Consider the following 19,788-nt stretch of genomic DNA (forward strand, 5'->3'; position numbering starts at 1 on the left):
TTTTGATCATGTTGAAATTCCCCGCCCTCTTTCTGACCGTCGCCTATGGCGTCGTCCTGTGGTTCTTTTCCGCCTGGCGTCTGAAGCGGGAGATGGATGCCACCGCGACCCCGCTCGCGGATCCCGAATTGGAGGTGGAGTTCGCCAAGATGGCCCGCGTCCTGGAGGTGGATCGGATTCGTGTGCATGTCCATGAGGTCGAGCCCGTCAATGGGTTGGCCGCACCGGACGGTCGGATCTTCCTCACCCGAGGGTTCGTGCGCAAATACCACGCAGGCGAGGTTACGGCGGCCGAAATGGCAAGCGTGGTGGCCCATGAGTTGGGCCACGTCGCCCTGGGACATGCGCGGCGACGGTTGATTGATTTCTCGGGTCAGAACGCCATCCGCGTGGTTCTTGCGGGGGTCTTGGGCCGGGTTATCCCCGGGGTCGGCCCCTATATCGCGAACCTGCTGGCCTCGCTGGTGGCCGCGCGGCTGTCACGGCAAGATGAGTATGAGGCCGACGCCTATGCCAGCGCGCTTTTGGTGAAGGCCGGAATTGGCACAGGGCCCCAGAAGACACTGTTCGGGAAGCTGTCCGCCCTGACCGGCATGGGCGGGCGCGGCGCCCCGGCGTGGTTGATGAGCCACCCAAAGACCGAGGATCGGATCGCGGCCATCGAAACCCTGGAAAGTCGCTGGGGCCTGTTGGAAAAGCGCTGAGCGCACGACGTCTAAGCGCATGAGCTGTTTCTGTGAGGACAGTCACCCGCGCCTCGCGGTTGGACTTCTTGGTATGCAGTCTGGATCGAGGGGGTCAGCCGAGACCCACCTCTATCGGGTCGTACCTACGGTGATCCGGAACTCACTCGAACGGCGGTGACGTAGCTCCGAAGGTGACCAAACACCGCTCCGTCGCGGCGCCCGATCCCCAATACGCCCCACAGACCGGGGATCCGGGACCGGACCACAAGCATCGTCCTCAACGGCCACCTGCATCGGGCGCCTGCCGCGCACTGCACCCAAAGCACCCACTGGCCAGGGCGATGGGTTTGCGGCATCAACCGTTCATGACACCGGATATCCTCTGCATTGGCTCCGTCCTGTGGGACATCATTGGCCGCTCCAACACCCATATGACCCAGGGGTCCGACCGACCCGGACGGATCACACGCGTCCCTGGCGGCGTCGCGCTGAACATCGCTATGGCGGCGAAGGCCTATGGGATGAAGCCCGCATTGCTGTCGACGGTCGGACGGGATGACGAAGGCGATACCTTGGTCGCCGCCCTGGATCGGCTCGGGCTGATCACAGAAACCCTCTATCGTTCCGAGGACCTGCCGACGGATGTCTACATGGCGGTGGAAGGCGCCAATGGCTTGATCGCGGCCATCGCGGATGCGCACTCCCTTGAGGCGGTCGGGAACAAGATCCTCCGGCCCCTCGACGGTCCCCTGGCGGGCTGGCAAGGCCCCATCGCCGTCGACGGCAACCTGACGACCAATCTGCTTGCGGAGATCGCTCAAGACAGGCGGTTTATGCAATCCGACCTCCGCGTGGCGCCCGCTTCGCCGGGTAAGGCCGAGCGCCTGCTGCCGTTTCTCACCCACAAATCGGCTACGCTCTACGTCAATCTGGAGGAAGCCAGCCTGCTCTTGCATGACGTCCAAACCGATGCCGCCCAAGCCGCGCTGCGCTTGCGCGACCGGGGCGTCTATCGGGCGTTGGTCACGGACGGACCGCGTCTTGCGGCCTGTGCCTATCCCGGCGGTGTCGAAGCGCACCGCCCGCCAGAAGTCATGGTGACCCGCGTGACCGGAGCGGGCGACACCTTCATGGCCGCCCATATCGCTGCCGAACGGGGCGGCGCCGATGTTGGCGCGGCGCTCCTGCGCGCCGTAGAAGCCGCCGCGACCTATGTGTCGGGCGACACATATTCGTGACCATCTGAGCGGCACGTCGGCTGGTGTTTGGGGCCAGGACTCCAGCAGGTCGACCAAGGGTGCGAGCGCGCCCGAGGTTCTCGCCGGCTCCCGCCGGAGGCCAAACCCCTGATCCGTCGCAAGCAGCGCACTTGGACGCTCGCCCAGGCCTGCCCCTTCCAACCGTCCCACCCAGTATCGCGCAGTGCCTAAGCGGCGGGCACATTCTTGTCTGTCCGACCCCGTTCTGACCTCGGGCCGGGCCCATCAACCCCGGCGGCTTGTTCCCGCAAGCAACGCCGCATATGTGATCTAGGATTCTTTCTGCGGACGACCATCGGCATGCAACTCGGCGAAGACAGCCTTCAACGGCCCCCAAGACCGGGGCTTCTGACGCGGCTTAGGAACAACTTCTTGACGGGGTTGATCGTCATCGCGCCCATTGGCCTGACCTTTTGGCTGATCTGGTCCGTGATCGGATGGATCGACGGCTGGGTCTTGCCCTTCGTGCCCCTGGCCTACCGACCTGACATTTGGCTGCTTCAGCAGTTCGGGCTGGACGTGGACATTCGCGGGATCGGCGTCGGGTTCTTCCTGCTCTTCACCCTCTTGGTCGGGTGGATGGCCAAAGGTCTGATCGGTCGATCCATCATTCGCTATGCGGAGAACCTTGTGCAGACCATGCCGGTGGTCCGCTCGGTCTATGGCGGGCTCAAGCAGATTGCGGAAACCATCCTGGCCCAGGATCAGAGCAGTTTCGAGAAAGCCTGTTTGGTCGAGTACCCGCGCAAGGGGCTTTGGGCCATCGCCTTCATCTCCACCTCCGCAAAGGGCGAGGTCAAAGCCCGGGCGGCGGCGCCGATGATGTCGGTTTTTCTACCGACCACGCCGAACCCGACCTCTGGCTTTCTGCTGTTCGTCCCGGAGGAGGACGTGGTCGTGCTGGACATGTCGGTCGAAGACGCGGCCAAGCTGGTGATCTCGGCGGGCCTTGTCTATCCCGCCGGGCAAGTCCCCGATGATGCGCCCGCCTCGGCGCGGGCGTTGTCCTAACCGCAGGTGGCGGGGCGCACGTAGTCTCGCGGCGCAGCGGAAACCAAAGTTTGATTTGCCCCGGCGGCGGACCACCCTTTGTGGGGTCAAACCGTGCTGGGGCCTGCGATGATCCGATTGTTCTCCCTCCTTTTGTCTGGGCTTGTCCTGACAACGACCGCTAAGGCCGATCTTTTGGTGACGTTCCGAGACGGCGCGCCAAAGGACCGCTTTGTCCTACGCCATGACGGCGGTTGCGCGCTGGAGCGCGTGGAGGTGATCATTGACCTGTCCCCCGCACCCGCCGGTCTGATCTTTGACATCACCGCGCAGGGTGCCGGTGTGGAGGTATTTCAACCCTTCGAGATCGTGTCTGGGGCAGATCTGTTGCTGCGCTCGCCCGAGGTTCGAGACGGGGATACCTCGCTCGTTTTGGCGTTGGAGCGTTTGACACCTGGGGCCGAAGTCGCCTTTACAATCGACGTGGACGACACGCTCTCGTCGCGCGGGATCACGGTGTCTGGGTCAGAAATGGCGGGCGCGGTGGTTCGGTTGGACGGGGTCTCGGCGCGCTTCGACGAGAGAGCCGAGGCACGGCTCCCGCTCACCGGCTGCCTGTCCTAGCGCCCACGGGATCGACGCCGCGGCGGCAGCGTCGGGGCGTCAGTCTAGGCACGACAGGCGGCGCGTGTCGCCCACTAGGGCCCGAAAAGCCTTCACGCTGGCAGACCGCCTGAGACGCAGCGCCCCTCAGTCAGCACCCAAAGCCGCAACGCACGCGACAAAGTCTTCCCCGCGGCGCTCGAAGCTATCGTATTGGTCAAAACTCGCGGCGGCGGGGGCCAGCAGGACCGTCTCGCCGGGTCCGGAATCGGCGGCGGCGCGGGCGACGGCGGTGGCCATATCGGTGCAGATATCCGTCTCCACATCCGGGCCCAGGGCGAGCGCAAAGGCCTGGGCCTCGCGGCCAATGACATAGGCGCGGGCCACACGCGCCAGATGCGGATGCAGGGCCGCCAAGCCGCCGTCCTTCTGCAGGCCACCACATATCCAGCGGATCCGGTCAAAGGCCTGCAGGGCCTGCGCGGCGGCATCCACGTTGGTTGCCTTGGAATCGTTGACGTATGTCACGCCTCCACGCTCCGCGATCCGCTGGGACCGATGGGGCAACCCGGGATAGCTGCGGAGACCGGCCTCAATCTCGCGGGGTGCCAGCCCCAAGGCACGGGCGGCGGCCCAGGCGCAGCAAGCGTTCTGGTGGTTATGGCGACCGGGCAAACCGGGGATATCCCGCAGGTCAACGCTGGCCACCTGACGGCCCTTGCGGGTTTCCGCCAGCCACCCCTTGCGCGCAGTCACAAGCCATCCGGGACCGGACAGCTTGCCCAGCGACACGCGGATCACACGGTCATCCACCAGGGCCTCCTGCATCTGTCCGGCCAGAAACAGGCCCTCGGGCTCATCCACGCCGATAATCGCCCGATCCGGCCCGCCTTCGGCAAACAGGCGCCGCTTGGCCGCGAAGTAGCCGCCATAGCCGCCGTGGCGATCCAGGTGGTCGGGGGTGAGATTGGTGAACACCGCCACATCTGGCGTCAGGGACCGGGCCAACTCCGTCTGATAGCTGCTCAGTTCTAGCACGATCACATCGTCGGTGCCGGGGGGGTCCAGATCCAGGACCCCTCGCCCGATGTTGCCGGCAAGATGGGCGCGGCGCCCGGCTTGGGTCAGCACATGGTGCAGCAGCGCGGAGGTGGTGGATTTCCCGTTGGAGCCGGTGATGGCCACGACACGCGGAACGCTGTCCCCCCATCCCAATGACCGGAAGAACAGGCCAATGTCATTATCGACGGCGACCCCCGCTGCCAGCGCCGCCGCGATGGCGGGGTGCGGCGCGGGGTAGAGGTGGGGGATCCCTGGCGAGGTCACAAGGGTCGTCACGCCGTCCAATGCGCCAGGCTGTGTGGGATTGCGCACCTCGAAGCCCTCGGCCTCGGCAGCCTCTCGCCCTTTGGCACCGTCGTCCCAAGCCAGCACATGGGCACCGCCCGCACGCAAGGCGCGCGCCGCCGTCAGACCGCTGCGGCCCAGTCCTAGGACCACGACCGTAGCCCCATCGAACCCGCGCACCGGGATCATTGGGCGCCGCCCGTGGCGAGTTCCCAGCCGAACAGACGCATCTCGTTCCAGCCATCTGTGGCCTCTGGCGCGGGGCCACCGTCACTCCCCATGCGGTAGCCTTGGACGACGGGCCAGGCGAGAACGGCAAGCCCGAAGACCAGGCCAACGGCCCCATAGCGCGCAGCCTTGGTCGATAGGCTCAGGGGGTTTTCACCGCGTGTCAGCATCGGTTGGCTCTCTCTCCTGCATCGCGCAGACAGAACCCCGATCCGCGCCGGGGTTCAATGCCCCAGGCCCGCCGAGATCAGCTTTTGCCACGTTGTCCAATTGCGCGCCGTCCCGGGCCTCCCCAGCAGGCGCGTCAGTTTGGGACCCGTAAGCCGCGACCGACCAATCCCGTCAATATAGTCGACAAAGGCCACCCGACCGCGCACGGCAATCCGTTCGGGTCCAGGCCAGGCAGGCTGCTCGGGCGCGCCATCGGTGACATGGATCAACAGATGGTTGGCCCGATCCAAGGCATCGGGGAACGGGTTATCACGAGCAATGCGCGCCAAGTCCCCATGATCGAGAACAAAGGCACGGCGATCGACACCAAACTCCGCCATGGTTTGCTGAACCATCGCGGCCAAGTCGGCGGAGGCCATGTCAGATCGGCACAGGATATTGCCCGTGGACAACAGACTGCGCGGCGCCATTACGCCATGCCGGGCTATGGCATCGCAGAGATCCGCTAGGCGCATCTTTTTGTGGGTCGCCGCACCAATACCGGCCAAGAGGATCACGCGGAGGTCGGCGCCTACCAAGGCACGGGCTTTCGGTCGCGAAAGAAGCCACCGGTTGGGCCGTCCTCCGGCAGTGTGGCCAGCCAAAGCGCGGTGTCGGCCCCCTGCTCCGGCGTTCGCGGTGCGGCCGCGCCGCCCATGCGGGTATGCACCCAACCGGGACACATGGCATTGATCTTAACGCCATCGGGCGCCTGCTGGGCCGCGCGGACGGTCAAGGCGTTCAGCGCCGCCTTGGCAGGCGCATAGGCCCCACCACCGCCCAACCCTTGACCAAAGCTCCCCCATTGGGACGAGACGTTTACGATGCGGCCATGTCCCCGCGCGCCCATCCCAGGCAGAACATGCCGCATGAGCAGATAGGGCGCGCGCACCATCACCGCGAAACTGGTGTCAAAGTGACCCGGATCGTCCCAAAGCCCGTCCTCCCACAAGACGCCCGCGTTGTTCACAAGGATATCGACGGGGGCAATGCCCCCCATGGCGGCGTCAATGGAGGCCGGGTCCGCCAGATCCATGGAGAGGGCCGCGCATCCCAATTCCGCTGCAGTGGGGTCCCCTGTCTGGCTGTCGCGGCACGCGATGGTGACGCTCTGGCCCTGCGCAAGCAGTCCCTTGGCAATCGCCCGCCCGATGCCACGATTTCCGCCGGTGACGAGTGCGTGCATGGGACCTCCTCAAATGTGTTGGTTTGGCCTTTAGGGGACCCTAGCCGGCGGCGTCTGTCCAGACCTGCCGCGTCATCCAGGCGACGCGGTCTATCACCGGCAAACGGGGGACGTTGAGATAGGGCACGGCATGGCGGTGCAACCAGCTTTGGATGTGGTCGTACTCGGCTAAGGCCGCGTCCAAGCCATGGCGGCGGTCGGCATCGTGCTCAAAGAGATCGGGCCAAGGGGGCGCCAGCAGGATCGGTCTTGCAAAGAGTGCGAGGCACGCCACGTCCGGCTCTGGCCCCCGGCCCAGACGCGCCAGTCCGAGAGCCGCGTCCAGACCCCCTCGGTCATGGATTGTTCGGGTCCCCCTGGTGCGTTGACGAAGGTCCCCCTGCGCCAGATCCATGCAGGCCCGCAAGAAGGCTTCCATGTTCTGCCAGGGCAGAGCTTGCGTGCCCGTCGCCTGTGCCTGGGCGATCACCCGCCGCCCGGGTTCCGCGACGCAGGTCCAACCCTGCGCGACCATGGCCGAGGCGAGCGTCGATTTACCAGCGCCCGAACAGCCCGTCAGAAGGATACGATGTGAGATGCGTTGGATCGGTGACCTCCGAAGGACGGGGATGCCCACCGGAGCGCGCCAGGATTTCGATCGGCGTGGCGGCATGGACCGTTGCGTCGGCATATTTTGGGAACATCGAAGCGGGGCGTTAACCTTAATGTTCGGTTACCCTGGGCGGAGATCAGGCGGATCTAGCCCTCGCGCGGAGAATCGCGACGGCGCGGTCCACATCGGCGATGGGCACGAAGGCGTGGTCGTGGTGGTGCCCGGCCACCATGTTACAGGCGATGCCGGCGTCGGCCAGGGCCATCGACACAGCTGCCGTTAGTCCAACGCCGTCCAGGGCCGACGTCACTTCCAAGGTGATCTGCCCCATGGGAAGCGCGTCGGGCGCCAGGGAGGCCGGAACGATGGCGGACAGCCCCTCTGCTTCACGCATGGTAGCAATGGCCTGGGACAGCACATCAGCGTCGGGATCGGTCACGAAGGCCCATTCTCCGGGGCGCGCCGTCGGGGACATGCCTGATATCATCGCCTGCGTGTCGCGGACTGGATCTGCCATGGAGAACTCCCCGTGATTTAGAGGCCTATGGAATCGTTGAGGCTTGCTACCGCCGACGTTAGCGGACCTTCAGGGTGGCGAGGCCAATCAGCGCGAGGATCAGCGCGATGATCCAGAAACGGATGACCACCTGAGGTTCCGCCCAGCCCTTCTTTTCGAAGTGGTGATGGATCGGTGCCATCAGGAAGACACGCTTGCCCGTCGCCTTGAAGTAGGCGACCTGGATGATGACCGAGAGCGCTTCGACCACGAAGAGCCCTCCGATGATGGCCCAAACCAACTCGTGCTTGGTAAGTACGGCGGCTGTGCCCAGCCCGCCGCCCAGGGCCAGCGATCCCGTATCGCCCATGAACACGGCCGCAGGCGGGGCGTTGTACCATAGAAAGCCAAGGCCCCCGCCGATCAGCCCTGCGGCGAAGATCAGGAGCTCGCCGGTTCCGGGGACGTAATGGACATCCAGGTAATCGGTGAAGTCGACACGACCGACCGCATAGGCGATGACGCCTAAGGTGCCTGCCGCGATCATGACGGGCATAATCGCAAGGCCGTCCAACCCATCCGTTAGGTTCACCGCATTAGCGGAGCCCACGATCACGATCATCACAAACGGCAGGTAGAGGATCAGGCCCATGTTCCACAGGACGTCTTTGAAGACCGGAAAGGCCAATGCGCCAGACAGCTCTGGCGGGTGGGTCCAGACTGCCACGAGCCCCGCCACCAGGGCGATTACAAACCCCAGGGCGAGGCGCACACGCCCGGGCACGCCCTTGGTATTGCCCGCACTGACCTTCGCGTAATCATCAACGAAGCCAATGGCCCCAAAGCTGATCGTGACCCCTAGGACGAGCCAGACATACGGGTTGTCGAGCCGTCCAAAGAGCAGGGTGGACACCGTCACGGCGCCCAGAATGAGCACTCCGCCCATGGTGGGTGTCCCGGCCTTGGCAAAATGCGTCTCGGGACCGTCATCGCGGATCGGCTGTCCCTTGCCCTGGCGCTTGCGCAGCAGGTTGATCAGCGGCTTCCCGAAAATGAACCCAAACAGAAGCGCCACGAAAAAGGCGCCTCCGGCCCGGACGGTGATGTAGCGGAACAGGTTGAAGACGTCCCCGCCGTCGGAAAATGTGGTCAGCCAATACAGCATGTCGGTCCTTACCCTTGCCCGTCACCCAGGGCGCGCAGGCCAGTCACGAGGACGGCCATATTCATGGAAAGCGATCCTTTGACCATCACCGCATCGCCTGGGGCCACCATGTCGCGCAGATGCGCGGCCATGGCCTCGGAGGTGTCGGTGTGGTGCCCCCGTTGCGCGGGGGGCAAGGTCTCGTGAAGATGTTTCATCAGGGGGCCAACTGTGTGGATCTGGTCTAATCCAGCCACGCCCCCATGGTCCGCCAAGGCCGCATGGAGCGCGGGCCCCGTTGGGCCGAGTTCTTTCATGTCACCCAGAATTGCGATCCGGCGGGCGCGGCGCGGGACCTCTGTCCCGGCCAAGAGCGCGAGGGCCGCACCAACGCTGGCGGGGTTGGCGTTATAGGCATCGTCGATCACGTCCACAGGGGGATGATCGGGATGTAATGCGACCGCGTGCCGTTGGCCGCGCCCTTCTGGCGGAGTCCAATCGGCCAGGGCCAGGGCCGCCTGGGGCACATCGGCACCAACGGCATGGACGGCGGCGAGCACCGCCAGGGCATTCAGGGCGAAATGCGCCCCGGGCGCGCCGATCCGGAACATCAGATCCCCCACAGGGGTCGCAGCGGCGCAGGCGGTGCCATCGGCCCCGGCCACAACTTCGGTCAGCGACCAATCCGCGTCAGCGCGCCCAAAACTGACGGTGCCCTGTTCGGCCAAGATCTCCGAGACGTCCAGATCCGCGTTCCAAATGGCCGCGCCCCCTGGAACAAGACCCGAGAAGATCGCGGCCTTTTCGCGGGCAATGCCGGGGACGCCGTCGGCAAATGCCTCCAGGTGGACGGGCGCGACCGTTGTCACCATGGCCACATGGGGGGCGGCCTGGGCTGCCAGTGGCGCGATCTCTCCCGGATGGTTCATACCAATCTCGATGACGGCGTAATCGGTATCGACCGGCAAAGCCGCCAGGGTCAGCGGAACACCCCAGTGATTGTTGAAACTCTTGATTGCGGCATGGGTCTTGCCTTGCGGCGCAAGGACATGGCGGAGCATCTCCTTGGTGGAGGTCTTGCCCACGCTGCCGGTAATGGCCACGACCTTGGCGCGACTGCGTGCGCGACCTGCCCGTCCCAGGGCCTCCAACGCGGCTTGGACGTCGTCCACCAGCAGCAAGGGGCCGTCTTCGCATCCCTCAGGGACATGGCTGACCAGCGCAGCACCTGCCCCCTTCTCAAGCGCCTGACCCACGAAATCATGGCCGTCCCGGGCCGCCTTGAGCGCCACGAACAGATCGCCCGGTCGGAGGGTTCGGGTGTCGATGCTGAACCCCGAAACCGCCCAATCGCCGATGGCTGTGCCGCCCGTGGCCGTTGCCGCGTCCGTTGCCGTCCAAAGGGTCATCGCAGGCTCCTGACGATCATCGCGGCCTGCCGCCTTTGATCGCCCACGGAGAGGACAGGCGTACTCATGCCCGGCCCTCCAAAGCTGCGACCGAAATCGAGGCCTGTTCCACATCATCGAAGGGTAGCACCATATCGCCGACCGTCTGCCCGGTCTCGTGCCCTTTCCCCATAATCAGAAGCGCGTCGCCAGGCTCCAGCATATCGGCGCCCGTGAGGATCGCCTCGGCCCGGTCCCCGATCTCCGTGGCGCCGGGGGCGCCCTCGATCACGGCGGCGCGGATCACGCCCGGGTCTTCGGAGCGCGGGTTGTCGTCGGTTACGATCACCACCTCGGCGTGGGCCTGGGCCGCCTGGCCCATCAGCGGGCGCTTGCCCCGGTCACGATCCCCACCGGCGCCAACGATGGCGACGATCCGCCCCATAACATGGGGGCGCAAGGCGCGGAGCGCGGTTTCAACGGCGTCAGGCGTATGGGCATAGTCCACAAAGGCCGTGGCTCCGTTGGCCCGCGTCGCGGCCAGTTGCATCCGACCCCGCACACCCGACAGCTTGGGCAGCGCGGCGAAGGTTGCCTCCGGGTCTTCGCCACCGGCAATGACCAAACCGGCGGCCAAAAGCGCGTTCGCGGCCTGGAACCCGCCGATGAGGTCCAATCGGACCGAAGAGGCACGGCCTTGCCAGCGGAACAGAACCTCTTGGCCGGTCGCGTCGAACCGTTGACCGGTCAGGCGCAGGCGCGCGGCCTCGGCCTCTCCGACGGTGATGACCTCTTGTCCACGGGCCTCACAAGCGGCGGCCAGGGCGACTCCATGGGCGTCGTCGATGTTGACCACCGCCACGCCGTCGCCGGGCAAGAGACGGTAAAACAATCCCGCCTTGGCCTCGAAATAGGCCTCCATGGTCCCGTGGTAGTCGAGATGGTCCTGGGTCAGATTCGTGAAGCCCGCGGCGGCCAGGCGCACGGCCTCCAACCGGCGTTGATCCAATCCATGGCTGCTGGCCTCCATGGCGGCATGGGTCACCCCTGCGGCGGCCATATCGGCCAGCAAGCGGTGCAATGTGATCGGCTCTGGCGTGGTATGGGCGGACGGCGCATGGAACGCCCCTTCCACACCTGTCGTCCCGATATTGGCGGCGGACAGGCCCAGCGCCTCCCACAGCTGACGCGTGAAGGCCGCGACCGAGGTCTTTCCGTTGGTCCCCGTCACAGCGACCATGCAGTCGGGCTGCGCCCCCGCCAGCAGCGCGGCGGCAAAGGCCAAGGCGGCGCGCGGGTCTTCCACCGTGATGACGGTGGCGCCGTCTGGCAGCATCGCCGCGCCTTCGGGGTCGGTCAGGACGGCGACGGCCCCCCGGTCCAAGGCATCGCCCGCAAAGCGCGCGCCGTGGGTCGCACTGCCCGGCAGGGCGGCGAACAAATCACCGGGCCGCACGCGGCGGTTGTCGACGGCCAAACCTTCGACCTCGACCGTGTCCGGTCCTGTCAGCCCCAGTTGCGACAGCCTCATGCCCATGGCGCCCCCTCGTTCGCGCGACCCTCTAGCCTGCGACGCCGCGCCCGTCCATCAGCGTGCGGCAGCCTGTGTCAGATATGCACCGAAATCGTCGCGCCCGGGGTCGAAGTTCGGGCGCAGCCCCATCAACGGCGCGACCCGGCGCACGATTTCCGAGGAGACGGGCACAGCCGTCCAACCCGCCGTCCGCCGCGCCTCGCCCGCCGCCTCGATTTCGGGCTCGTCCAGGCTGACCACAAGGACGTATTTCGGGTCATAGGCAGGGAAAACACTGGCAAAGGTCGAGATGACCTTATCGTCCCAATATCCCCCGGTGTACTTGGGCTTATCGGCTGTACCTGTCTTGCCGCCAACCTGATAGCCCGCGACTTCCCCCATGGAGGCGGTGCCTTCCATGACCACACGGCGCAGCATGTGACGCGCTTCGGCCGAGACGCGCGGGCTGATGATACGGGGACCAGGCGGCGGGGGATCATCCCGCGCCAAAAGGGTTGGCGTCACCCGCGTCCCCCCATTCAGAAGCGAAGCATACCCCACCGCAAGGTGCAATGGAGAGGCCGACAAACCATGCCCATAGCTGACGGTCATTGTGGTGATGTCCGGCCAACGCTCGGGCACCAGGGGCTGAATGCCGGGCGCCTCAATCAACTCAAGCGGGGTCGGCTCCATGAAGCCGAGCGACTCCAGAAAGGCCCGTTGACGCGCGCCCCCGATGTCCAGCGCCATGCGCGCCGTGCCGATGTTCGACGACTTGCGAATGACATCGGTCACCGACAGGCGGGGCCCGTAGTTGTCGAAGTCCCGAATGCTGAATCGTCCCTGCCGCAACGGCCCCCGGGTGTCGATCATCGTGCCCGCATTTGTCAGGCCCAGTTCCAGGGATTGCGCGGCGGTGAAGATCTTAAAGGTGGAGCCGAGTTCATAGACCCCCTGCACCGCGCGGTTGAACAGCGGGCTATCGCCCGGGTCCCCTTCGGTCGCGGGGCGGGGCCGGTCGTTGGGGTCGAAATCGGGCAGCGAGGCCAGCGAAATCACCTCGCCGGTGTGAATATCCATCAAAATGGCCGCCGCGCCCTTGGCGTTCATCAGGCGCATCCCGCCGTAGAGCACCTGCTCCACCGCCGTCTGCACGGGCATGTCGATGGACAGGCGCAAAGGCGCGCCTTCTTGCGCGGGGTCGGACAGGAAGCCGTTGAAGGTCTTTTCCACGCCCGCGACACCCTTGATCTCGGCGGCGCGCACATCTTGTTCGCCGTATCGGGCGCCCCCCAGCAAATGGGCGGCCAGGGGGCCGTTGGGATAGAGCCGCATCTCGCGACTTCCAAACAGAAGCCCCGGCTCTCCCAGATCATGGACGGCCTGCTGCTGCTCCGGCGAGATGTTGCCCTTGAGCCAATAGAACTTGGAGCCGGAGGTGAAGCGACGGGTCCAGGTCTCGGCGTTCATATCCGGGAAGATCGCGGCCAGCCCTTGGGCGGCGGCCACTGGATCGACCATCTTATGGGGCTGCGCATAGAGGGCCGTCGCGGTCACATTCGTGGCCAGGACCCGACCTTCCCGGTCGGTGATATCGGCCCGCTGGCTAACGATACTGGCGCCTAGCAGAGAGCCGGTGGCAGGTTCCCGCGCCTCCGAGGCGGCGATGGCCCCCATCTTGATGGCGACGACCGCAAAGCCCAGGACAAAGCAGGAGGCCGTGAACTTGAGCCGCCGTTCGGCGCGCAGGCGCCCGATCTCTGGGTTTTCGCGGGGGACCACCGGCGCAGGTTCGGGCGCACGGGGGACGGTCGGCGTTACCGGCACAAAGGGGTCGGTCGGTTGCGGACGACCTCGGCGGCGAAAGATCATGGCAATTGCTCCCCATCGTCAGCCAGGGTGGGCGGGGCGATCAGCGTCGCCTCGACGTCGGCGCCGTAGCGGTGGTTCATGATGATGACGTCGCTCAGGTCTTCGGCCAGCGCTTCGGCCAGGGCCTCGGACGCGGGCGGCTCCGGCGGCGGGTATCCGACTTGATCGGTCAGCGCGAAATGGTCGGGCGAGAGCGCCATGAGGCCCAGCCGTTCAAAATTCATCTCGGCCAGCGCATGAAGGCGGTCGGGCCGGTTCAGATAGGCCCATTCCGCGCGCAGCATCGACAGCTCCTGATGGCGTTGGCCGATCTGACGCTCCAACGCGGCGACGGCCTTTTCGGAGGCGCGCGTCTCATACCCTTCGCGGTACGCCCAAAAGCCCAGGGCCACGACGGCAATCACCGAAAGTGTGTATAGAAGACCACGCATCTAACTCATTCCTTTGGATATCACAGCCTCGGGCAGACCCAACTCCCGCCGGGTGACGGTGCCAGCGGGCGCATCGGTGCGCCGCGCCACGCGCAGGCGTGCGGACCGAGCGCGGGGGTTGGCCGCGACCTCGGCCTCGGTCGGGCCGATGGCCTTGCCGACCACCTCGAAGGCAGGCGCGCGGGCGGCCCGCTCGGGTAAGTGACGGCTGCCGCCCCCGCCCGCGTCGGAGCGCGCCGCCAAGAACCGCTTCACCGCCCGATCCTCAACCGAATGGAAGGTCACAACGGCCAGCCAACCTCCAGGGGCGAGCGCACGCTCAGCGGCCTGAAGGCCCTCGGCCAACTCGCCAAATTCATCGTTCACGGCGATGCGGATCGCCTGAAAGCTGCGGGTCGCGGGGTGGCTTTGGCCCGGCTTGGGCCGCGGCAGGTTGGCGGCGACAGTCTCGGCCAGTTGCAAGGTAGACACGAACGGCGTTTCGGTCCGCGTCCGAATGATCGCACGCGCAATGCGGCGTGCGGCGCGCTCTTCGCCGTAGCGATGCAGAATATCGGCCAGCATGCCCTCGGGCGCATCATTAACGATATCGGCGGCCGTCAGCCCATCATCGCCCATGCGCATGTCCAGCGGCCCGTCCCGCAGAAAGCTGAACCCCCGGTCGGCCCGGTCCAACTGCATAGAACTAACGCCCAGATCCAGGACCACGCCATCGACGCCCGTCGCGACCTCATCCATGCGTGAAAACACTGTCTTAACGGTCTGCAGGCGATCACCGTAGGGTGCGCCCCAGGCCGCGGCCATATCATGGGCCAGCGGATCACGATCCAACCCGATTAGGTGGGATGCACCCGCCTCCAACAGGGCCCGGCTATAACCCCCTGCCCCCATGGTTCCGTCGATCCAGGTCCCGGACAAGGGCGCCACGGCATCGAGGATCGGCTGCAGGAGGACAGGCACATGGGGGGCCGCCTCGGTCATCAGGTGCCCTCGCCCGCGTCGTCTTGGGGGAGCAGCGCAAAGATCGAGGTGCCCGGCGGCAGTTGCGACATCTGTTGCGACAGTTTGGAGACGGCCGCGCGCGGCACATCTGGCGAGTAGATCCGAAAAGTATCACCGCGCCCGCCGAAGATGATCTCATCCCCCAAACCAGCATGATCGCGGAGAGATTTCGGCATGTTGCATCGGCCGTTGGCGTCTAACGACAGCTCGTGGACGTTCTCATAGATGAATTCTTCGAGGGCTTCGCGACGGGGATCGCCCTTGTGCATCTTTTTGATGCTCTGGGTCATGTCCGCCATGAAGGTATGGGTCATGCAGGTCAGGAAAGGCTCGGTTTCCAACTGCGAGATATAGAGGGTGGCCGGCTCGCCTTCTGCGCGGCCTGGGTGGTTTGCTTCCAGGGCACGGCGAAAGGTCGCCGGGATGGACACGCGCCCCTTCCCGTCAACCTTAACCGTGTGTTTGCCCCTGAACTGGTCGTCCACCGTGGCCTCTGCGCCCTCTTATGTTTGCGACCCCGTCCCAAAGGGTCGCGCCTGCTTGTGCCCCTAAACGGGAAGCGGCGGCGCGGGAGTCTGCCAGTCCCGTGCCGCCGCCCTGCCCCGTAGTCCGGGCTTCCGATCCGCGCTGTCACCTGGGGGGATGATGTGCTCGCTACGCGGTTTCGGATCTTCGTCGTCTGGAGACGTTGGAAAGTGCCTGTATGTCCTGCCTCGTTCGTGCGGGATGGGTTCGTTTGGTGACCCGTGTTTCCCTCGTGCTCCGTGGGGATTTGATGCCATGGGAGGATGGATCGCGCTACCCGGAATTTGGGACAACCTCCCGCCTAAATTATCCACAGGTGTGGAATACGCTGTGGATAACCAATATGTGTGGTGTTAACGCTGACATATAACAACATATTGTATGGTAAGAAGTGGGAGATCTGGCTACGCCAGAAGAAGGCCGTGACCAAATCTACACAGTTACAAAACAATACAGGGACTCACGCGGGATGCGCAGATTTATGCTTGCGTCGTGATTTTTCCGCTCACTTAAGACAAAACACCTTAAAATTAAGCGATTACTGCGGACGCCGCTGCGCGACACGAATCGGAGCCTCAGCATCAACGCGATTCGACGTCGATGCGGTTGGACAAATGGTGGCGCGCGTGGGCAAGCCGCCCCAGATCGGTGGGGCGCTTTCCCAACAAATCCGAAACACCCCAAATGTGGGACAAGTTCCCATGGTCTGACGCCCCAGGGGCGCGAAAGACCACCCTAGGTACCGAAACCCTCCGCGCAGAGCGCCGCTCTTGCTCGGGCGAGGCGGGCTCGGGGCTAGGCCAGGTCGCGCGCAACCAAATCAGACGCAATCCGGGCGAAGGCCTCGGCCATGGGCCCCTCTCCCGCCGCGACGGGTCGCCCACTGTCCCCGGCAAGCCGCGTGTCCAAGTCGATAGGCAAAGCGCCAAGGAACGGCAGGCCCAAGCGCTCGGCCTCCGCCACGACACCACCAGTGCCGAAGACCGCCGCCTCGTACCCACACTTGGGGCAATGGAAGAGAGACATGTTCTCGATCAGCCCCACAACCGGCGTCTTGAGGGTCGCGAACATGTCGAGCGCCTTGCGCGCGTCCAGCAGGGCGACATCCTGGGGCGTAGAGACAACGATCGCGCCATCCACCACGGACTTGGTGCATAGCGTCAGTTGCACATCACCCGTCCCAGGCGGCAGATCGACGATCAGCACATCCAGGTCTTGCCCTCCGGTGTGATGTGTCCAAACCACTTGGCCCAGCATCTGTTGGAGCGCGCCCATCAACATCGGCCCCCGCCAGACCACCGCTTTGTCCTCGCCCAGCATCAAGCCGATGGACATCAAGGTGACCCCATGGGCCTGAAGCGGGTGGATCGTTTTCCCATCGGGTGACGCCGGTCGCTTGCTGGCGCCCATCATCCGCGGCTGGCTCGGGCCATAAATATCGGCATCCAGCAGCCCGACGCGACGGCCCTGTTTCGCAAGCGCCACGGCAATGTTGGAGGAGACCGTCGATTTGCCAACGCCCCCTTTGCCCGATGCGATGGCCAACAGGCGCTTAACCCCCGGCACGCGCATGGGCCCGTCCTGGGGTTTGGGGTGACCGCCCAATTTCAGGGATGGCGGTTGCTTGGCCTCGGTCGGTGCGGACAACACCGCTTGGACGCGCGACACCCCAGGCAGGTCAGCCACCAACCCCTCCGCCGCTTGGCGGATCGCCTCCATCTTGCGGGCAATCTCTGCGGAGGGGGCTTCAATCACAAAAGAAACACCATCGCCGCCCAGCGTGACAGCCCGGATCATATCGCGCGACACCAATGACCCCCCATCCGGCAAGGCGATCCGATCAAGCGCAGCCATAACGTCGTCGCGGGTGGTCATCGGGATCTCCTTTAGATGGCAGGCAGTAAGTGGCGCTGCCCCCGCACCAAGACAAGGGCAAAGCGCGGCTGTGTCCCATCACTGAGGTGGACCCACCCGACCGGCAGGGGCAGACAATAGCAATCGGATCGCACCGCGCCCTACCCCTGTCAGCCGCGCAGCACGCAATATGACCCACCCCGTGCATGACCAAGCCACCCGTCAAGTCCACCAAAAGTCTTAGGCCGAGTTTTGCCGCGCATCGCAAAAGGCCGCTGGATCAAACACTTGCTACGTCACCCGATACCAGGCGCACCTATGCAGATGCTGCATAGCGGCAATGACGAGGCTCCGAGTTGTGCAAACGCAGCATTGGCCCCAAATATCACTCAACACAGCACGGCGGGTCGAGACAATCCGGTCCAACCGCCAACCGGGGGCACAACGCCCCTTCAAACGAAAGGGTCTGTTATGGCTTACACCACCTACGGCAATTCGGCCGCCACCTCCACCCTGCGCGCCCGCGTTGCGGCTCGCCTCGACGCCATCCGTCAGGATTGGTCCAAGTGGCGCCTCTACCGCAAGACGTACAACGAACTGTCCGCACTGTCGAACCGCGACTTGGCCGACCTGGGCCTGAGCCGGGCGATGATCGCCTCCGTCGCGTTCGAGGCCGCTTACGGCGCGTGACCTGACTTTCCCTGCGCCGCTTTCCTCCTCCCTTTGAGCGGCTCGGGGACGCAACCTGGCCTTCCTCCCTTGGCCATGTTGCAGCCTGACGATCCTTTCCTCCCATCGGATCGCAGGTTCCTGGCCCCAACCTCCCTTGGGGTCTTCGAGACCGGACCGACGGCGCCTTTCTCCTCCCATTTGGGCGTCGTCGGGATCCGGTCGGGAACAACAACGCGCGTGCCGCGTTAGAGATAGACTTCGACGCTTGGCGGTCCTCCCTCCGCCCAGTCGATTGGACCCGATACGCTGTCCTCCCAATTTGCGTGTCGGTTCCGCTGAAGATGGCCTGCGCTTCCTCCCATATGCGCAGCCATCACACAAAGACGGCGGTGCCCCTCCTCCCTTGGGCGCCGCCGTTCTTGTTTCTGCCCCCACCCCGTTGACGACGGCCCGCCGCTGCGCCACAGGCCAGTTTTCTTGAATACGGGCGGCATAGGGACACCCAATGACGAACATCGGTCACACCCTCGGCATCGATTTTGGCACGTCCAACTCTGCCGCCGCCGTCATGTGCGATGGCCGCGCCCACCTCATCGAAATGGCGCCCGGAGAAACCGGTCTGCCCACGACGTTCTTCTTTGATTTCGACAGCCGAGAAACCCTAATCGGAACCCCCGCAAACGACGCCCTTCTCGAAGGACGGGACGGGCGCTTTATGCGGGCGCTGAAACGGGTGCTCGGCACGCCGCTGATGCATGAGCCGCGCCAAATCCTGAATGAACGGGTCACCTTCGTCGAGGTTATCGGCCGGTTTCTGTCCGAGGTTAAGGCCAGGGCCGAGGCGAACATGGGCCGGTCGTTTGACAGCGTTCTCTCAGGGCGTCCCGTCGTGTTTCACGGCGCGGATGACCCTCGGGAAGCGCAAGCCGAGGCCGATCTCCGCGCGTGTTATGAGGCCGCCGGGTTCACCCAAATCGCGTTCCTGCCCGAACCCGAAGCGGCGGCGGTGGCCAACGGCGCCTCTGACCACGCGGGGGAATTGGGCCTGATCGTGGATATCGGCGGCGGCACCTCGGACTTCTCGCTGTTTCGCGTCACGGAGTCGGGCATCGAGATCCTCGCAACCCACGGCATTCGCATCGGAGGCACGGATTTTGATCGGGCGATCAGCATCGCGGCGGTCATGCCACTGTTGGGGCGCGGTGGCGTGTTGCGGAATGCGATTGGGGATGGAACGACGCGCGCGCCGAAAGCGATCTTCCACGACCTGGCCACATGGGAAAAGATCCCGTTCCTCTACACCGCGCAGAACCGCCGGGCCGTCGCAGAGATGGCCAAGTTGGCCCAGACACCAAAGCCGTTCCAACGCTTGGTGGACGTTCTCACCGATGAGCTTGGCCATGATCTGGCCTTTGCCGTGGAGGTCGGAAAAATCGACGCTAATCGGGGCGCGCATGGGGCGCGCATTGACCTTGGTGTCGTCGAGCGGGCGCTGACGGCCGACCTATCCGCGCCCGCCATGCAGGAGATGCTTGCCCCCCATGCAATGGCCCTACGGGACGGTGCGTTGGACACCGCCGTCCAAGCGGGGGTCTCCCCTGACCAGGTAGATCGCGTGATTTATGTGGGCGGGTCTAGCCTCATGTCCCTGGTGCCGACGACCATGGCCGAGGTCTTTCCGACCGCCACCCATGTAACGGACGATGTCTTTTCAGCCGTGACCCGAGGTCTCGCCATGGCAGCGGACCGCTGATGCAGCCACAGAGCCCCGTGTAACCAATGCCACCGGC

20 protein-coding genes are annotated in these 19,788 nt (G+C 65.0%); 6 read left to right on the plus strand and 14 right to left on the minus strand.

The features are described 5' to 3' along the window. Positions 1 to 8 precede the first annotated feature (8 nt). The 4 genes from K5R33_RS05285 (at position 9) to K5R33_RS05300 (ending at position 3,559) form a co-directional block, all read left to right on the plus strand. Positions 9 to 704, plus strand: a complete 696-nt coding sequence (locus tag K5R33_RS05285) for a M48 family metallopeptidase (RefSeq protein ID WP_220747973.1) — start codon at positions 9 to 11, stop codon at positions 702 to 704. Between the two features lie 347 nt (positions 705 to 1,051). Further along, positions 1,052 to 1,924 carry a PfkB family carbohydrate kinase gene (locus K5R33_RS05290; protein ID WP_220747974.1) on the plus strand — a complete coding sequence of 291 codons (873 nt, stop codon included), beginning with the start codon at positions 1,052 to 1,054 and terminating at the stop codon, positions 1,922 to 1,924. Positions 1,925 to 2,245: 321 nt separating this feature from the next. Next, positions 2,246 to 2,956 carry a DUF502 domain-containing protein gene (locus K5R33_RS05295; RefSeq protein ID WP_220747975.1) on the plus strand — a complete coding sequence of 237 codons (711 nt, stop codon included), beginning with the start codon at positions 2,246 to 2,248 and terminating at the stop codon, positions 2,954 to 2,956. Between the two features lie 108 nt (positions 2,957 to 3,064). Further along, a complete protein-coding gene (locus K5R33_RS05300) occupies positions 3,065 to 3,559 on the plus strand; it encodes a hypothetical protein (RefSeq protein WP_220747976.1) in 495 nt (164 codons plus the stop codon). A gap of 126 nt (positions 3,560 to 3,685) precedes the next feature. On the opposite strand, the gene murD is transcribed toward K5R33_RS05300, so the two are convergent. From murD to K5R33_RS05370, 14 genes are all read right to left on the minus strand, one after another. Next, a complete protein-coding gene (gene murD / locus K5R33_RS05305; protein WP_220747977.1) occupies positions 3,686 to 5,074 on the minus strand; it encodes a UDP-N-acetylmuramoyl-L-alanine--D-glutamate ligase in 1,389 nt (462 codons plus the stop codon). Then, complete coding sequence (locus K5R33_RS05310) at positions 5,071 to 5,283, minus strand: hypothetical protein (protein ID WP_220747978.1); 213 nt, start codon at positions 5,281 to 5,283, stop codon at positions 5,071 to 5,073. Before K5R33_RS05310 ends, murD begins: the two co-directional genes overlap by 4 nt. A 54-nt stretch (positions 5,284 to 5,337) precedes the next feature. Continuing rightward, positions 5,338 to 5,862, minus strand: coding sequence for a DUF1697 domain-containing protein (locus tag K5R33_RS05315; RefSeq protein ID WP_220747979.1), 525 nt, complete (start codon positions 5,860 to 5,862; stop codon positions 5,338 to 5,340). Further along, positions 5,856 to 6,509 carry an SDR family NAD(P)-dependent oxidoreductase gene (locus K5R33_RS05320; RefSeq protein ID WP_220747980.1) on the minus strand — a complete coding sequence of 218 codons (654 nt, stop codon included), beginning with the start codon at positions 6,507 to 6,509 and terminating at the stop codon, positions 5,856 to 5,858. Before K5R33_RS05320 ends, K5R33_RS05315 begins: the two co-directional genes overlap by 7 nt. Before the next feature lie 40 nt (positions 6,510 to 6,549). After that, positions 6,550 to 7,161, minus strand: coding sequence for an AAA family ATPase (locus K5R33_RS05325; RefSeq protein WP_220747981.1), 612 nt, complete (start codon positions 7,159 to 7,161; stop codon positions 6,550 to 6,552). 76 nt (positions 7,162 to 7,237) lie between these two features. Next, positions 7,238 to 7,618 carry an ACT domain-containing protein gene (locus K5R33_RS05330; protein ID WP_220747982.1) on the minus strand — a complete coding sequence of 127 codons (381 nt, stop codon included), beginning with the start codon at positions 7,616 to 7,618 and terminating at the stop codon, positions 7,238 to 7,240. Positions 7,619 to 7,676: 58 nt separating this feature from the next. Continuing rightward, the gene (gene mraY, locus K5R33_RS05335) at positions 7,677 to 8,762 is read right to left on the minus strand and encodes a phospho-N-acetylmuramoyl-pentapeptide-transferase (RefSeq protein WP_220747983.1); all 1,086 of its coding nucleotides are present in this window, start codon (positions 8,760 to 8,762) and stop codon (positions 7,677 to 7,679) included. An 8-nt stretch (positions 8,763 to 8,770) separates the two neighbouring features. After that, positions 8,771 to 10,150: a UDP-N-acetylmuramoyl-tripeptide--D-alanyl-D-alanine ligase gene (locus tag K5R33_RS05340; RefSeq protein ID WP_220747984.1), complete on the minus strand. Its 1,380-nt coding sequence runs from the start codon at positions 10,148 to 10,150 to the stop codon at positions 8,771 to 8,773. 64 nt (positions 10,151 to 10,214) lie between these two features. After that, entirely contained in the window at positions 10,215 to 11,666 is a 1,452-nt protein-coding gene (locus K5R33_RS05345; RefSeq protein ID WP_255576146.1) for a UDP-N-acetylmuramoyl-L-alanyl-D-glutamate--2,6-diaminopimelate ligase, read from the minus strand. A gap of 51 nt (positions 11,667 to 11,717) precedes the next feature. Beyond that, on the minus strand, positions 11,718 to 13,514 hold the full coding sequence (locus K5R33_RS05350; RefSeq protein WP_220747985.1) for a peptidoglycan D,D-transpeptidase FtsI family protein: 1,797 nt from the start codon (positions 13,512 to 13,514) through the stop codon (positions 11,718 to 11,720). After that, positions 13,511 to 13,945, minus strand: a complete 435-nt coding sequence (ftsL, locus tag K5R33_RS05355; RefSeq protein ID WP_220747986.1) for a cell division protein FtsL — start codon at positions 13,943 to 13,945, stop codon at positions 13,511 to 13,513. Before ftsL ends, K5R33_RS05350 begins: the two co-directional genes overlap by 4 nt. Beyond that, entirely contained in the window at positions 13,946 to 14,926 is a 981-nt protein-coding gene (rsmH, locus tag K5R33_RS05360) for a 16S rRNA (cytosine(1402)-N(4))-methyltransferase RsmH (protein ID WP_220747987.1), read from the minus strand. Further along, on the minus strand, positions 14,926 to 15,432 hold the full coding sequence (locus tag K5R33_RS05365) for a division/cell wall cluster transcriptional repressor MraZ (protein WP_220747988.1): 507 nt from the start codon (positions 15,430 to 15,432) through the stop codon (positions 14,926 to 14,928). Before K5R33_RS05365 ends, rsmH begins: the two co-directional genes overlap by 1 nt. Before the next feature lie 835 nt (positions 15,433 to 16,267). Then, positions 16,268 to 17,347, minus strand: coding sequence for an Mrp/NBP35 family ATP-binding protein (locus K5R33_RS05370; RefSeq protein ID WP_220747989.1), 1,080 nt, complete (start codon positions 17,345 to 17,347; stop codon positions 16,268 to 16,270). Positions 17,348 to 17,797: 450 nt separating this feature from the next. On the opposite strand from K5R33_RS05370, the gene K5R33_RS05375 reads away from it, so the two are divergent. Continuing rightward, complete coding sequence (locus K5R33_RS05375) at positions 17,798 to 18,016, plus strand: DUF1127 domain-containing protein (RefSeq protein WP_220747990.1); 219 nt, start codon at positions 17,798 to 17,800, stop codon at positions 18,014 to 18,016. A 487-nt stretch (positions 18,017 to 18,503) separates the two neighbouring features. Next, positions 18,504 to 19,751, plus strand: coding sequence for an Hsp70 family protein (locus K5R33_RS05380; protein WP_220747991.1), 1,248 nt, complete (start codon positions 18,504 to 18,506; stop codon positions 19,749 to 19,751). Positions 19,752 to 19,788: the final 37 nt, after the last annotated feature.

Source organism: Jannaschia pagri (assembly GCF_019655435.1).
Taxonomy (GTDB): Bacteria; Pseudomonadota; Alphaproteobacteria; order Rhodobacterales; family Rhodobacteraceae; genus Jannaschia; species Jannaschia pagri.

Coding starts and splice junctions, on each gene's coding strand:
- K5R33_RS05300 (WP_220747976.1), top strand. CDS start 3,065: ATGATCCGATTGTTCTCCCTCCTTTTGTCTGGGCTTGTCCTGACAACG.
- K5R33_RS05375 (WP_220747990.1), top strand. CDS start 17,798: ATGGCTTACACCACCTACGGCAATTCGGCCGCCACCTCCACCCTGCGC.
- mraY (WP_220747983.1), bottom strand. CDS start 8,762: ATGCTGTATTGGCTGACCACATTTTCCGACGGCGGGGACGTCTTCAAC.
- ftsL (WP_220747986.1), bottom strand. CDS start 13,945: ATGCGTGGTCTTCTATACACACTTTCGGTGATTGCCGTCGTGGCCCTG.
- K5R33_RS05345 (WP_255576146.1), bottom strand. CDS start 11,666: ATGGGCATGAGGCTGTCGCAACTGGGGCTGACAGGACCGGACACGGTC.
- K5R33_RS05330 (WP_220747982.1), bottom strand. CDS start 7,618: ATGGCAGATCCAGTCCGCGACACGCAGGCGATGATATCAGGCATGTCC.
- K5R33_RS05285 (WP_220747973.1), top strand. CDS start 9: ATGTTGAAATTCCCCGCCCTCTTTCTGACCGTCGCCTATGGCGTCGTC.
- K5R33_RS05370 (WP_220747989.1), bottom strand. CDS start 17,347: ATGACCACCCGCGACGACGTTATGGCTGCGCTTGATCGGATCGCCTTG.
- K5R33_RS05340 (WP_220747984.1), bottom strand. CDS start 10,150: ATGACCCTTTGGACGGCAACGGACGCGGCAACGGCCACGGGCGGCACA.
- K5R33_RS05380 (WP_220747991.1), top strand. CDS start 18,504: ATGACGAACATCGGTCACACCCTCGGCATCGATTTTGGCACGTCCAAC.
- K5R33_RS05295 (WP_220747975.1), top strand. CDS start 2,246: ATGCAACTCGGCGAAGACAGCCTTCAACGGCCCCCAAGACCGGGGCTT.
- murD (WP_220747977.1), bottom strand. CDS start 5,074: ATGATCCCGGTGCGCGGGTTCGATGGGGCTACGGTCGTGGTCCTAGGA.
- K5R33_RS05350 (WP_220747985.1), bottom strand. CDS start 13,514: ATGATCTTTCGCCGCCGAGGTCGTCCGCAACCGACCGACCCCTTTGTG.
- K5R33_RS05320 (WP_220747980.1), bottom strand. CDS start 6,509: ATGCACGCACTCGTCACCGGCGGAAATCGTGGCATCGGGCGGGCGATT.
- K5R33_RS05290 (WP_220747974.1), top strand. CDS start 1,052: ATGACACCGGATATCCTCTGCATTGGCTCCGTCCTGTGGGACATCATT.
- K5R33_RS05310 (WP_220747978.1), bottom strand. CDS start 5,283: ATGCTGACACGCGGTGAAAACCCCCTGAGCCTATCGACCAAGGCTGCG.
- K5R33_RS05325 (WP_220747981.1), bottom strand. CDS start 7,161: ATGCCGCCACGCCGATCGAAATCCTGGCGCGCTCCGGTGGGCATCCCC.
- rsmH (WP_220747987.1), bottom strand. CDS start 14,926: ATGACCGAGGCGGCCCCCCATGTGCCTGTCCTCCTGCAGCCGATCCTC.